Origin of the sequence: Tardiphaga sp. 20_F10_N6_6 (genome assembly GCF_052076045.1) — a bacterium.
GTDB lineage: Bacteria > Pseudomonadota > Alphaproteobacteria > Rhizobiales > Xanthobacteraceae > Tardiphaga > Tardiphaga robiniae.
The window spans coordinates 2,593,578-2,606,226 of record NZ_CP197239.1; the positions used below are offsets into that span (position 1 = coordinate 2,593,578).

Annotated in this window: 14 protein-coding genes; 4 read left to right on the plus strand and 10 right to left on the minus strand. The window is 59.2% G+C overall.

Features of this window, described 5'->3' with window-relative positions; all coding sequences use genetic code 11:
• Positions 1-32 precede the first annotated feature (32 nt).
• Positions 33-512, plus strand: a complete 480-nt coding sequence (locus tag AB7813_RS12575; protein ID WP_439082977.1) for a hypothetical protein — start codon at positions 33-35, stop codon at positions 510-512.
• A gap of 21 nt (positions 513-533) precedes the next feature.
• On the opposite strand, the gene AB7813_RS12580 is transcribed toward AB7813_RS12575, so the two are convergent.
• The 8 genes from AB7813_RS12580 to dps all read right to left on the minus strand — a co-directional run bounded on the left by AB7813_RS12580 (position 534) and on the right by dps (position 8,137).
• Positions 534-893 (minus strand): hypothetical protein, encoded by a 360-nt coding sequence (locus AB7813_RS12580; protein WP_244527934.1) that lies wholly within the window; start codon positions 891-893, stop codon positions 534-536.
• A gap of 1,241 nt (positions 894-2,134) precedes the next feature.
• A complete protein-coding gene (locus tag AB7813_RS12585; RefSeq protein WP_441228103.1) occupies positions 2,135-3,100 on the minus strand; it encodes a DMT family transporter in 966 nt (321 codons plus the stop codon).
• Between the two features lie 57 nt (positions 3,101-3,157).
• Positions 3,158-4,255 carry an L-dopachrome tautomerase-related protein gene (locus AB7813_RS12590; protein WP_441228969.1) on the minus strand — a complete coding sequence of 366 codons (1,098 nt, stop codon included), beginning with the start codon at positions 4,253-4,255 and terminating at the stop codon, positions 3,158-3,160.
• Positions 4,256-4,286: 31 nt separating this feature from the next.
• On the minus strand, positions 4,287-5,504 hold the full coding sequence (locus AB7813_RS12595) for an L-dopachrome tautomerase-related protein (protein ID WP_441228104.1): 1,218 nt from the start codon (positions 5,502-5,504) through the stop codon (positions 4,287-4,289).
• A 38-nt stretch (positions 5,505-5,542) separates the two neighbouring features.
• Positions 5,543-5,980, minus strand: a complete 438-nt coding sequence (locus AB7813_RS12600) for a GlcG/HbpS family heme-binding protein (protein WP_441228105.1) — start codon at positions 5,978-5,980, stop codon at positions 5,543-5,545.
• 61 nt (positions 5,981-6,041) lie between these two features.
• Positions 6,042-6,566 (minus strand): cupin domain-containing protein, encoded by a 525-nt coding sequence (locus tag AB7813_RS12605; protein WP_441228106.1) that lies wholly within the window; start codon positions 6,564-6,566, stop codon positions 6,042-6,044.
• A 67-nt stretch (positions 6,567-6,633) separates the two neighbouring features.
• The gene (locus AB7813_RS12610; RefSeq protein WP_441228107.1) at positions 6,634-7,647 is read right to left on the minus strand and encodes a zinc-binding alcohol dehydrogenase family protein; all 1,014 of its coding nucleotides are present in this window, start codon (positions 7,645-7,647) and stop codon (positions 6,634-6,636) included.
• Positions 7,648-7,651: 4 nt separating this feature from the next.
• Positions 7,652-8,137, minus strand: a complete 486-nt coding sequence (dps, locus tag AB7813_RS12615) for a DNA starvation/stationary phase protection protein Dps (RefSeq protein WP_441228108.1) — start codon at positions 8,135-8,137, stop codon at positions 7,652-7,654.
• Positions 8,138-8,319: 182 nt separating this feature from the next.
• Here dps and AB7813_RS12620 point away from each other — a divergent pair, with 182 nt between their 5' ends.
• Positions 8,320-9,207 carry a LysR substrate-binding domain-containing protein gene (locus AB7813_RS12620; RefSeq protein WP_441228109.1) on the plus strand — a complete coding sequence of 296 codons (888 nt, stop codon included), beginning with the start codon at positions 8,320-8,322 and terminating at the stop codon, positions 9,205-9,207.
• Between the two features lie 90 nt (positions 9,208-9,297).
• Here the strand turns inward: AB7813_RS12620 and AB7813_RS12625 are convergent, their stop codons facing one another.
• A complete protein-coding gene (locus AB7813_RS12625) occupies positions 9,298-10,155 on the minus strand; it encodes a LysR family transcriptional regulator (RefSeq protein ID WP_441228970.1) in 858 nt (285 codons plus the stop codon).
• Positions 10,156-10,254: 99 nt separating this feature from the next.
• Here AB7813_RS12625 and AB7813_RS12630 point away from each other — a divergent pair, with 99 nt between their 5' ends.
• On the plus strand, positions 10,255-11,277 hold the full coding sequence (locus tag AB7813_RS12630) for a zinc-dependent alcohol dehydrogenase family protein (RefSeq protein WP_441228110.1): 1,023 nt from the start codon (positions 10,255-10,257) through the stop codon (positions 11,275-11,277).
• A gap of 100 nt (positions 11,278-11,377) precedes the next feature.
• Here AB7813_RS12630 and AB7813_RS12635 read toward each other — a convergent pair whose 3' ends face one another.
• Positions 11,378-11,587 (minus strand): hypothetical protein, encoded by a 210-nt coding sequence (locus tag AB7813_RS12635; RefSeq protein WP_441228111.1) that lies wholly within the window; start codon positions 11,585-11,587, stop codon positions 11,378-11,380.
• A 124-nt stretch (positions 11,588-11,711) separates the two neighbouring features.
• On the opposite strand from AB7813_RS12635, the gene AB7813_RS12640 reads away from it, so the two are divergent.
• Entirely contained in the window at positions 11,712-12,065 is a 354-nt protein-coding gene (locus tag AB7813_RS12640; protein WP_441228112.1) for a PRC-barrel domain-containing protein, read from the plus strand.
• Positions 12,066-12,649 lie beyond the last annotated feature (584 nt).

The window sequence follows — 12,649 nt, forward strand, 5'->3', positions numbered from 1 at the left end:
TTGTATTTTAGAGTTCGGGTTCGGGGGCTTTCATGTTGAAGGGTATCATCGACGATCTGAGGATCAGCACAGGCAACAGCCTGCGCATGACTTCACTCATGGCGCTGGCTGGTGTTGCTGGCTTTGTGGCACTGTGCTTCCTGTGTGCGGCGGCTTTCATCACGGTGATGCAGCGCTACGGCGTCATTGAGGCCTGCCTCACCATCGCCGGCATCTTTTTGGTCATCGCGGCGATCTTCGCACAGATCTATGCGACCAAGCAGAAGCAGGCCCGCGAGCGCGCAGCAGCCGCGGCGCGCGCAGCGGCCAGAGCTGCTGCGAATGCGCCGCTGATCGATCCGATGCTGGTAGCGACCGGCATTCAGATCGCGCGCACGCTCGGCCTGAAGAAGGTTATTCCGCTGCTAGCGCTGGTCGGCGTCGCACTTGGCTATATGGCCAATCGCAGCAGCGCTGCGGCAGATGATGATACGAACGAAACCGGCGACCCCGATGAGGTCGCCGACGATTGATTTAAATTGTCAGCGTGAAGATCAGGTCACACAGCGACCCGGCTGCAGCATCTTTGCCATCTCGCTGAGCACACTCACAGGCGGTTCGCAGCCCACCGCCGCACGCTGCGGTTTGGCATTCATGGGGAGAGGTCGGATATTGACGGCTTCATTCTTGGTTGGAGCCACCACGGGCGCGACGCCCATCCGCAAAAGGACGGACGTATCCGACAGCCCCTGAACGCGGAACGAGAGAGTCTGGCTCTGCTCGTTCTGTGTGGTAATTAGTGATGCCCGGTCGCCCTTGGCAGCCCGGTTGACGCCGCTGGATGCAGCCTTGTCTGAATCAGTCAGCGTGCCCCGCAGATCATTGCCGGAAGCATACTGGATGGCGCCGAACATGGTCGCTCCAGCGACCATTCCCAAGACCAAGCTGGATACCTTTGACATGTGAGCCTCGCCTGCCCTGCACCGCGTCGTTGCGTGGCGCTCATAATAGGAACGTGCGTCAAGGCTCTAGGTTCAAGAACGGCGATCACTTAACCGTGTGTTAAATAATTTGACGCCCGCGGGAACGCTTTTCACCCTCGCGCGTCTTCCCGGAAGCCGGTCGTCCCCTGCCCCAATTGACCGGCGACGCGGGGTGGAGCTGTGGTGATGCCAGCTTCATCCCGCATTATACATTTGATTTTATTGCGTTTTATTTGAGTTTCGGTTTCAGCCCCACCTTTCGCCCATACCCGCGCGACCGGCCATTTTATGATCGCAGTCAGCGCACCAAGCCAAGCATTTCGGCAGCTCATCCGCATCGCGTCGAAACATTCAAGTACAGAAGTTGATAAGCACTCGCCATGTCGAATTCCGCTTTCGCGTTTGCCTATGCGTCTTCCTGCCGCACACCTCAGCTGAGATGATGATGAACGACAAGCTGCATCGAATGTTTCGGACTCTCAGCAAGTAGTCCACAGGCGGTAGTCACCTGATTGGCTAATTGTCCGTTGAGGAGACGTGCGGATACGTTCAACCGCGTAAGCCTCCTCACCAGGAATGGATTGGAAGATCGATGCCAGTGACGTAGCTCGCTGTGGAGGCTCCCGTACTCATTCCACGTAGCCAGATTCTGTTCCGCCAGCGGTGTGTGCTGTCTCTTCGGTGCCCGGTTGAACATCATAGCGCACACTTCGATCGGCCGCCTGAATACACGGCTCGGCCCTAACTAGAATTTTGGCCTAACTAGAGTTGTCATTTGAGAAGCTGTGAGCAGCAGTGGCCAGAACTGAGATTGCGGGAAGTACGCGATCAATTCGCTGCTGGTCTTGTTCGCCGAGCGCGTGTCGAACCACGCGGACCACCGCTGCGCTTATGTCTTCATTCGTAGGCCTGCCATCGTTCGCCTCACTTAGCTTGAGTTCGGCCGCGAGCATGCCGTGCTCGATCTGCTCGGCAGTCTCGCAAATTCTGATCGCGCGGCGCGGGGATAGTTGGTGCTGTACCAGCGGATGACGTGGTTGCGGCCATAGCGTTCTCCGTGTTCCGTCGCAGCGAAGGGCGCGTCCGCAATTCGCCCAAATTACGGTGCTCTGCTGATGGAAAGTCGCTTTTCGCGAACGACGATTTGAGCGAACTTTCACCGAAGCATCACCTTATTTCGAGAACAAGTGTTCGGGGACCAACGAAAGGCCAAGAGCCGTCACCAGAAAGGCACCGGCCATGATGTCCTGCACTGTCAGTCGCTCACCGAGGACGGCGAGCGAGGCTGCCAACCCGAAAAAAATCGAGCCGTAGGACGTCAATGCGACCACAAGAGCCACATTTAGCGCGCGGAGCGCAACACCCTGCAACAACTGGCCGATGAGTGACAGCAACAGCACCAGCTCCAGGTCGAACCACAGCACGGTTTGCAGATCGAAATGCCGCAGTGGGATAAGAACAGAATCGAGGCGTCCGGCCGTTGCCCCAATTGCTCCGAGCGCGAGGCATCCGATGGTGCCGAACACACCCACGACGAATAGCGCGGGATAGGTTTTATCGAGCTGGCGAATCCCGAGTGTCAGGATCGCCCAGGTGAGGATGAAGGCGGCGATCAGAAGGTCGCCAGTTGTAGTCGTGCCACCGGATGATTTGGACAGCGTCAGCGTTGCAGCGCCTATGATGCCGACGGCAATCGCAATCATCTTCAGAACCGAAAGCCGCTCGCGCAGGAAAACAGAAGCGAGCCCCGCAGCCAGGGGCGGAAACAGGCTGAGCAGTAACACGGCATGGGCGGCGCTGGTGCCGTGCGCGCCGAGCGCGGACAGCGCGTTGGTCCCGGGACCATAGGCGATGCCGCAAAACAGAAACAGCGCAGCGTTCTTCCTCGTCAGCGGAGGAAGTTGTCGCGGTTTGGTGACGGCGGCGAGCAGCAGGAACAGCGGTAACGACCACGTCCCCCGCGCGACGAAAAGGCTGACCGCATCGAATCCGGCGGCGGCCTCGGGCGCATAAAGGATCTTCGACGCGACGGCATTGACGCCAAAGAAGACCGCAGACACTAACGCGGCGGTGACGGCGAGAGGCCGGCTTCCCCGATCGGCGCCTGCCCTGATTGGCGTATCTGCGATCTTCATCATGTCTCCAATCAACCCTCGCAACGGCACGAGGCTGCGTCACAGCAGGGTGTTGCGCTGCTATCGCCGCACCGGCTTCGCTCCGATTGCAATGGAATAAAGAGTCACCGGCCAAATGACTGCGTCCTTGCCCTGATTGAGGCCCGACGTTCGATTGAGCTGCGCGGCCGGCAGCCACAACTTGCCACTATCGTCGATCCACATGGCATCTACCCAGGCAAGTCGGGGATCGGCGATCAGGGTCGAGATCTCGCCGGAGGGAGAAACCTTCAGAATGCGCGAACGATCGGTGTCGCTGACATAGATTGTTCCTGTGGCGTCAATGGCAGTCCCGCCGGTTGAGGGCGTGTCGGCAAATGGAGCGACGTGACCGGACAGCGTCTCCTTGTCGAGCGACGGATCGTCCAGAAAGTGCGTTGCAAGTCGAAACATCGGGCCCGAGCACGGCTGATAGAACAGCCAGCGCCCGTCGCCGGAGACTTCAAGTTGATCGGCGTGAACGACAACCGGATGGCCTTGCGCATCCATGAGTTGCCTGCTCTCCCCCATCAGCGGCCGCGCCGCGACTGTCGAGGGATCATTCTCCAGCACGCGACGGGCCTGGCCTGTGGCCAAATCGAGCACAATCAGCGCGGGACGGCCTGCGTCGGTCAGGTAGGCAACGCCGCCATTGAATCGCACGTCATCGACAAAGCTCGCGCCTTGCGCGACCGAGGCCAGATCGTAGGCCCGGCTCACCCGATTGGTGGCGAGATCGATCCGGACAAGTTTTGGGCCGCCGTCGACCAACGGCGCACCGATCCCCGGGGCTCCGCGATCGACGACCCACAATGCGCCATCCGGGCCGACACGCAGGGAATTCGCGCCGACAAATGCCGTGCGTCCATCCTGACCCGCTTGCCAGCTATTCCACGCCACGTCCGGATAAGGTTTCGCCGATCCGGAGGTGATTTCAGCGATTTCGGGTTGCCCCGGCTTTTGCGGCTGGACGACGACGAAGCGCCGCCCGTCGGGCGCCGTTGTCACGCCGTTCATGATCAGCGTGTTTGACGCAAACTCCGGGACGAGTTGATCCATGGGGGCCGCCATTGCAGATGGACTCGCAACAACAAAGGCGAGAAGAGGGGCGAGAAAAAGGGCAAGCAACAAGTGGCGCATCACGCATCCCGCCTGCATCGATGCACCTCGGTTACTTCAGCAGCACCGGACCTGCATCGATCCGAACACGGAACAGAGTATAAGGCTTCACCCGCTGGTCCTCCCCTTCGTTGAATTGCGCCTGCCGATGAAGCTGATTGGCGGTGAAGTACAGGTAGCCGTCTGAGGCAACCGACAACGTGTCGGGCCAAAGGATCCTCGGATCGTGCGCGATGGTCTTCCACTCGCCGTCCGTCTGGCGCTGACGAACGCTGTTGCGCTCGTAGTCTCCCCCGTAGATGCGGCCCTTGTCATCGGCCTCAAGACCGTCCGACGCGCCCTTCTCGCCCAGATCAACCACGGCCTCGGCGACGGTCGCGTCCGTTGCGGACCGATCGAGAAGGAGAGCAGTCGGGATCGAATACAAGTGCCGGCTGGATAAAGGACAGTAATAGAGCGTCGCGCCGTTCGCAGAAATGGCGATGCCGTCGGAGGCGACGTTGAAGGGCGCGGGAGGCTTTCCTTTTTCACGCACCGCAAGCCGCTCCCCTTCCACGACAGGAATGAATGCGGGATCTGGTGAGGTCGACTTGTGCCCCGTCAGTTTCCGCCAGCTTTCACCACTGTCGAGATCGACCACGATGATGCCGCCCGGTCCGCTGATGGAAGAGTCCGTGATGAAAGCGACTCCAGCTTTGCCCTGACGCAAGTCGAAGCGCACGTCGTTGATATAGGTCGTCGGCAACACGGTCGATGACGGCAACACGATCGTCTTCACCACCTTGTTGCTCGCGAGATCTACTGCGACCAACTTTGCGCCACCCACAACAGGTGTCGAAAAACCCGGCGCCGCTGTGTCGAGAATCCACAGTCGGTTAGCGGCATCGACGACCACGCTCTGCACGCTGCCCAGCGTCTCTCCAGGCCGCGCCGGATCGAATTTGTTGATCGCAGCATCAGGATAAGCAACAACCTCGCCGTTGCGGATCTCGCCGACGGTGAACGGCACGTCGTCGCCCCATCGCGGGAAATTGATGAAGATACGCCCATCGGCGGCGACAGACACACCGGTCGGCATAGCATCATGGAACTCGAACACAGACTCGATCTTCCCGATCGGACGATCGCTGGCGAGGTGTGTCGCCGAGCCGGATGCCGATGACGCTTTCGAAGCCATAGCAGTGTCTCCCTGATTTCCCGCGAGTGCCACCGTCGCTGAACCGACGAGAATAACGAGACAAGCGATCGTTGCTGTTTTGGACAAGTTCATCAGCCGATTTCCGGTTCCATCAACACGCGCTACACAAATCACGCTGAAGCGGCGAGCGCCGCCAGCACCGCATCCCGCCCGGCTTCGGCCACCGCGACATCTTGTTCGGTGGTCCCCGATCCGACGCCGATCGCGCCGACCAGTTCACCGCGAAAGACGATTGGAAAACCTCCTCCGAGATTAACGATGCCGCCGTGGCTTGCGAATCCCAGGTTGGCCCCGAATTCGTACGGAATTCCGCCGGTCGCCGTGCCGATCGACGCGCTGGTCGCGGCCTTGGCGATCGCAGGATCGCGGGCAAGCACGGCAGCGCCTTCGACCCGCGCGAATGCCAGGAGGTTGCCGCCGGCGTCGACGACGGCGATACACTCCGGCGCCGCGATCTCCCTGGATTTCGCGACTGCGGCTTCGATCGCGATGGCGGCCGCCGCGTACGTCAGTTGTTGATTGTTCCGTATGAGGGACTGGCTGGACATAGTGTGACCTTTCGAAAGAGGTTTTGGCGTCTGTTCTAACCGGGCTGATTGCGCGCCCGTCTCACTTTGACGTCGCGGCAATCGAAGGAACGCCGTCGATCCAGTCCTGCCGCTGGGGAGCGAAGAAATCGATATCGATCGTGTCTTCCGTGCAGACGAATTCGTGCGGTGTGTTTGGTGGAATGATCAAAACCGTCCCCACCGTCATGATGAACTTCTTGCCTTGCGAGCTGACCTCGCACCGCCCTTCGGTAATCCAGGTGATCTGTTCGTTGGCGTGATGATGCAGCGGAAACACGCCGCCCTTCTTCACGGTCCATTTCACGAATGTTGATTGCGCGCCCGACAGGTACTGACGTTGCACCAGCGGAGAGATCTGCTCGATCGGCTGTTGGTCAAGCTGATAGAGTACCGGCATCGTCGCGGAATGGCCGCTGACGCCAGGCTGAATACCCTTTCCCGGCGCATCGGTGACGGCAGGCGCTTCCGACAGCGATGGCGCCGGGCGGTCCTGCGCCATCGCCGGCGCGTTCAGGACTGGCCAGCCAGCGAGAAGAAAGGCAAGAGCAGTGATGTGAAGCCGCATTTTTGTGTGTTCCTTACAAGGCGCGCAATGATGGATGGCTGCGACCGGGTCCGGCCGGAGCCGGGATTCAAAACCCGGATAAAACTGTCTTGCCGATGTTCCGCCCGCTCTCGATCGATGCGTGAACGCGCTTGAGGTTGATCGCGTTGATGGCGCCGGCATCTTCCGTGAGCGTCGTGCGCAACACTCCGGCGTCAACGAGGGCCGCAACCTCGTTTAGCAGCTTATGTTGCACGATCATGTCGGAGGTCCCGTACAGCGTTCGCGTGAACATCAACTCCCAATGAACTGAGACGCTCTTGAGTTTGAGACTGACAATATCGAACACGTGCGGATCGTCGATCAACGCCAACCTGCCGTTCGGTGTAATGGCTTCCACGATGGCTGGCAGGTGTTTGTCGGTCGCGGTCAGCCCCGCAACATATTCGACCTGATCGATACCGATCTCCTTCAGCCCCCGGTCCAGCGGATGATGGTGATTGATGACGTGATCCGCGCCCATCCTGCAGCACCACGCCTCGGTTTCCAGACGGGATGCTGTCGCGATGATCGTCAGGCCGGTCAGCCGGCGTGCCATCTGTGTCAGGATTGATCCGACACCGCCCGCGCCGTTGATGATGAGGAGCGCGCCGGTCTGGGATTTCACCCCATAGGGAACGGCAAGGCGTTCAAATAGCAGCTCCCATGCCGCGATCGACGTGAGCGGAAGCGCCGCCGCCTCACTGAAGGTCAGTGTTTTCGGCTTATGGCCGACGACGCGTTCGTCAACGAGATGGAGCTCGCTGTTGGTGCCCGGCCGATTCATTGCGCCGGCATAGAATACCTCATCACCGGGCTTGAAGAGCGTAACTTCCGAGCCGACCGCATCGACAATGCCGGCGGCGTCAAAACCGAGAATCCGCACCTCGCCATTGGGCGGCGACATGCGCGCGCGCATTTGCACGTCTGCTGGGTTGACCGAGATCGCCTTGACGGCGACGCGCAGGTCGTGCGGGCCCGGCACTGGAGCGGGTAAATCGAGATCGATGAGCGAGTCTTGCGCCGAAACGGGACCTGCCGTTCGATAACCGATGGCTTTCATATCCCTAGCCTCGCCCTTCGTTGTCGAGATGAGCTTCGACAAACCAGAGCCACTTATCGATGCCTCGCGAGACCTCAGTGAAGATGTCGGCCGTGGTTGCATCGCCGAGCCGGCCGCTCTCATCGCTTGCGGCGCGGATTGATTTGCCAAAGGCGGCGAGCGCCGAACTCAGCGCGTCCACATGATCACGGCTGCCCCTAGCTTGCGGATATTCCGCAAGTGTAGAACGCCGCGCTACGGTGCGGGCGGTTCCCTCCACCGCGCCACCCAATTGTGCAGCGCGTTCCGCGATGAGATCAACAAAGTCTTCGACCGCCTCATTGATGCTGTCGAAGAGTTCATGGAGTGCGATGAACGTAGTGCCTCTCACATTCCAGTGCGCTTGCTTGCATTGCGTCTGAAGATCGATGGCATCGGCCAAACGAGCATTGCATAGACTAATAATCGCCACGCGCGTGTCTTGAGCCAGGTCGTTCTTGGTGAAGTGCACGATTGCTCCTGTGAACAGACGTTTTGCAGCGCGCTGCCGTAACGGAGCAGCGCGCAGTAGAACTTCATTATTTGCCAGCTGCGTGCGACTGCACTACGCTCTCACAAATGTATCGCCGTCCGGCGGCGAGAAGAGAAACGCATAATTTGAATGGGCCCAGTAGCTAACCTAATGGATGCAGTGTGCGCGACCTTGATCTAGATTTGCTGCGTGCTTTCGTTGCGGTCGCCGATGCGGGCAGCTTCACCGCTGCAGCAGACACGGTCGGCCGCACGCAGTCTGCCGTGAGTCAAAAAATTCGAAGGCTCGAGGAGCTTGTCGGATTTCCGCTATTCGACCGAAATAGCCGATCGTTGGCTTTGACGGGCACCGGCGGGCAGTTGCTGATCGGAGCGCGCCGGTTGCTTGACCTGAACGACGATGTGGTTCGCTCGCTTCAGACGCCGCAAACGACAGGCAGATTACGGGTGGGAATTTGCGAGGACTTTGTCCCGCTCCAACTCTCAAAGCTTCTGGCACGCTTTCTTCGGTTGCATCCGGGCATCCAGCTCGACATCAACACAAGTCTCACGCATAGCCTGCTCCGGGAATTCGAAGCAGGAAATCTGGACCTTGTGATCGCGACGCGCGAGTTCAAGGAGCGAGGTCGCGTGATTTGGCGCGAACCAATGGTGTGGTTCGGGGCCTCCGACTTCCAGCTCAATCTCAACCGGCCGCTCCCGCTTGTGCTTCTGCAACCGCCTTGCACTTACCGAGAGCTCATGTTCACAACGCTCGATACCGCACGACAGGAATGGGTGACGGCCTGCACGGTAAGCAGCCTCATGGGTGTTCAGGCTGCCGTTGCCGGCGGGCTCGGCATCACGTTGCTTGGCCGTTCGTTCATTCAGGACGGAATGCAGATCCTTGATGTGCCCGAGCACTGGCCACCGTTGCCAATGACTGAAATCGTCGTGCTCGGAGATGACACCGCCGAGAAGTCGCTCATTCAGCCGCTGCTGGAATTCCTTGTCGAAGGCATGCGGGCGCCGCAATCTGTCGCGTTTTCTTCCGGGCAAGCCGTTCCGTAGAAACAAATGAAGATAGCCAATGTCCGCCTCGCCCAAAGCCGCGATCAATCTAATTCTCGTCCGATAGCGCCTTTTATTCCAAGCTTAACGTCACCTGTAATCGCTTAATCGCTCAATGACCAAGTCTAGGAGACTTCGCAATCGGGCTAGGCGTTTCATGTCGCGGTGGTAGCCGACAAATGTATCACGACCGGGTGGCTGCTCTCCCAATTCGATCCGGATTAAGCTTGGCATTGCATCGCCGAGCGGGCGCGGCAAGACGGCGAGGCCGGCGCCGTTCTCGCACATGCGGGCCTGCACGTCGCGATTGTTGCTCCTCAATGCAATATGGGCCTTCGGCAGAATGGCTTTCAGCCAAACAGCGTCCGGCATTCCCGAGAAATTTGCGTCCATCGTAATGAGAGGCGTCCCGCCACCATCGCCGGCAACCGGCCTTTCGAGGTCGGCCCGGAGGTAGACGCCGTATGGAATATGCATCAGTCTCCGGGAGATGACTTCGGCCTCCTCGAATGGCTGGATACGAAACGCTATGTCTGCCTCGCGACGTGGCAGGCTGAACTGAACCTGGCTCGTCAAAAGTTCGATGACGACCCTTGGGTGCTGTTTGACGAAGTCTGCAAACACCGGAGCTAGAAGATGTGCGCCGAACCAGTCTGACGACGAAATCCGCAAGGGGCCGTCGAGTTCGCGGTGCAGGCCATCGAGTTGGCGCTGAACGGCGAAAGCCTCATCCTCGATGTGCTCCACATGCGTCAACACGGCTCTGCCTTCGTCGGTAAGCACGAAACCGTCGCCGGTTCGCTGAAACAACGTCTGGCCGACGGCCTGTTCAAGCGCCCGAAGCCGGCGACCCATGGTCGGCTGGCTCTTGCCCAGCTTCTGAGCGGCTCCGCCGAGCGTGCCTTCCCGGGCGATGGCGAGAAAAACGCGGAGGTCACTCCATTCCATCGGTTGGTCCATTCAATTTCGTTTGCGAAGCGTGCAGCATTGTCGGTTTCAAAGCGGGATCACCACGATTATTTGCGGACTATCGCAAAGGAACAACCCATGTCGCTCCCCCTTTTCATGACAGCCGCCGTTCTCGCAGCCCCAAATGTGCCGTTCCAGATCGAGCAGGTCGCGCTACCTTCCGTCGCAGCAACTGAGGTTCTCGTCCGCGTTAGAGCCAGCGGCGTCAACCCGCTTGATCTCAAGATATATAGCGGCGAGGCAGCTCATGCGCGCCATCTTCTGCCGGGAATCCTGGGAATGGATCTTGCTGGCGTCGTTGAACGGGTGGGCGCAAGGGTTACACAGTTTAGGCCCGGTGATGAGGTCTTTGGCTTCACCGGCGGTGTCGGCGGCGTGCAGGGCTCGCTGGCGCAATTTGCGGCGGTGGATGCAGAGCTGCTGGCCCTGAAGCCCGTCAACCTCGGCATGCGGGAGGCTGCCGCGTTGCCGCTAGTGGTCATCACTGCTTGGGAAGGGTTGATTGATCGCGCTGGCGTCGGCGCGGGACAGACCGTCTTGATCCATGGCGGCGCCGGCGGCGTCGGCCATGTGGCCATCCAGATTGCACGCGCTTTCGGCGGCACCGTTTTCGCCACGGGCTCCGCGAAAGACAAGGACATCATCGAACTCGCCGGCGCCACGTTCATCGACTACACGGAAACTACCGTCTCCGATTATGTTGGGAAACACACCGCAGGCCGTGGCTTCGACGTCGTCTATGACACTGTCGGCGGAGCTACCCTCGATGCATCTTTCAATGCCGTGGCAAGGTTCGGCCATGTGGTCAGTGCGCTCGGCTGGGGAACGCATGCCCTCGCGCCTTTGTCGTTCCGCGCAGCGAGCTATTCCGGCGTATTCACGCTGCTGCCGATCCTGACCGGCGAAGGCCGTGCCCGGCACGGCGAAATCTTGCGCGAGGCCACAAAGCTGTGCCACGCCGGCAAGCTAGTGCCCCGACTAGATTTGCATCGCTACACGCTACGCACGATTGCCGACGCCCATGATGCCATCCGCTCAAAAACTGCGTCCGGCAAAGTCGTGATCGAAATAGATGACAATTTTGAAGGGAAGCATGCGTGATAGCATAACCTTTCCACCAACACCCGTCGGCGAGTCGATGCATTTTATCGAGAATCTGGACCCGCGAACGCACCCGCAATCGCTCTGTTGCAGGGCTTCCTTACTTCGTAAATACTTGGGCTTGCGCCAATCCGCATTTCATCGCCGCCCTGTCGCCGATGTTGTTCTCCTTGCGGAGCTTGATCAAAAGATCGACGAGCGCTCCAGAGGCTCCCGTACTCCATTGCACGTAGCCAGATGCTATTCCGCCAGTGGTGTGCTGTCTCTTCGGTACCCGGCTGATCATCATAGCGAACACTTCGATCGGCACGCGCCTGTCTTCCGGCTTCAGACCGCCCGCGGGATTGTGTCAGTTTCTGCGACACAATAACCCATCGCCGGAACGAAAGGCACAATACCCGGTTCTACCGCTACACTAACTAGGGAGAGCCAACATGGCGAACGAAATGGGCAATCTCATTAGCAGCGAGAAAGTCGAAGGCACCACGGTCTACGGTCCTGACAGCGAAAAGATCGGCTCGATTGAGAGCGTGATGATCGACAAGGTCAGTGGCAAGGTTGCGTACGCCGTCCTGAGCTTTGGCGGCTTCCTCGGAATGGGCGATGACCATTACCCGCTTCCGTGGCAGACTCTGAAATACGACACCAATCTTGAGGGGTATGTCACCAATGTGACGAAGACCCAACTCGACGGCGCACCGAAGTACGCCAATGAGAACGATTGGGATTGGTCGGACACCAAGCGCTCGCGCGCAGTGAACGACTATTACGGCACACCTTGGGTCTAGGCCTTATGGCCCCGGCTCGTCGGGGCCATTTCATTTCAGCTAGTGGCCGGAAACCAATTTTGCTTCCGGCATTTCTCTGCGCATGCGCTGGGTGACAACCGGCAACAACGGGGATGATGGACGCGGCGATTTTGCCGGTTTCTCGTCGCGACAGCAACGCATCGGTATGCGTGGCAATCTAACCCGTTCCCGGCGTATGCCCTTTATTTAATTTCACTTAGGACCCCGTCAAACAACTCATGAGCCTTGCGCCCTGGATTGTTCTCGAATTGGTCATAGAACGCCGCGGCGGCGGGCGTGTAACCACCCTCCGCGCTGCTTTCGTTGAATAGTCTCTGGAGTTCGTCTCTGAACTCCAGAGCAATGTCCAGCTCGCGACCCACTGTGTCGGGGCCGCACGCTTCAGTTCCTCATCGAGCTTGTAGGCGCTCAACCTGGCGAACACGTTTGTATCCTTGCTTTGTTTGTCCCATTCTGTGATGCCCCTAATATGAGCTTCATGGATCTGCCGATGAGTCTCATCTTGCGAAGCATTCATGCGGGCTATCAGTTTATCTAGCCGCATACCTCCGTAACTTCGAAGG

Bases quoted from the DNA above. Each gene is read 5' to 3' on its own strand.
- AB7813_RS12575 (WP_439082977.1), top strand. From the start codon at position 33: ATGTTGAAGGGTATCATCGACGATCTGAGGATCAGCACAGGCAACAGC.
- AB7813_RS12580 (WP_244527934.1), bottom strand. From the start codon at position 893: ATGTTCGGCGCCATCCAGTATGCTTCCGGCAATGATCTGCGGGGCACG.
- AB7813_RS12585 (WP_441228103.1), bottom strand. From the start codon at position 3,100: ATGATGAAGATCGCAGATACGCCAATCAGGGCAGGCGCCGATCGGGGA.
- AB7813_RS12590 (WP_441228969.1), bottom strand. From the start codon at position 4,255: ATGCGCCACTTGTTGCTTGCCCTTTTTCTCGCCCCTCTTCTCGCCTTT.
- AB7813_RS12595 (WP_441228104.1), bottom strand. From the start codon at position 5,504: ATGAACTTGTCCAAAACAGCAACGATCGCTTGTCTCGTTATTCTCGTC.
- AB7813_RS12600 (WP_441228105.1), bottom strand. From the start codon at position 5,980: ATGTCCAGCCAGTCCCTCATACGGAACAATCAACAACTGACGTACGCG.
- AB7813_RS12605 (WP_441228106.1), bottom strand. From the start codon at position 6,566: ATGCGGCTTCACATCACTGCTCTTGCCTTTCTTCTCGCTGGCTGGCCA.
- AB7813_RS12610 (WP_441228107.1), bottom strand. From the start codon at position 7,647: ATGAAAGCCATCGGTTATCGAACGGCAGGTCCCGTTTCGGCGCAAGAC.
- AB7813_RS12625 (WP_441228970.1), bottom strand. From the start codon at position 10,155: ATGGAATGGAGTGACCTCCGCGTTTTTCTCGCCATCGCCCGGGAAGGC.
- AB7813_RS12630 (WP_441228110.1), top strand. From the start codon at position 10,255: ATGTCGCTCCCCCTTTTCATGACAGCCGCCGTTCTCGCAGCCCCAAAT.
- AB7813_RS12640 (WP_441228112.1), top strand. From the start codon at position 11,712: ATGGCGAACGAAATGGGCAATCTCATTAGCAGCGAGAAAGTCGAAGGC.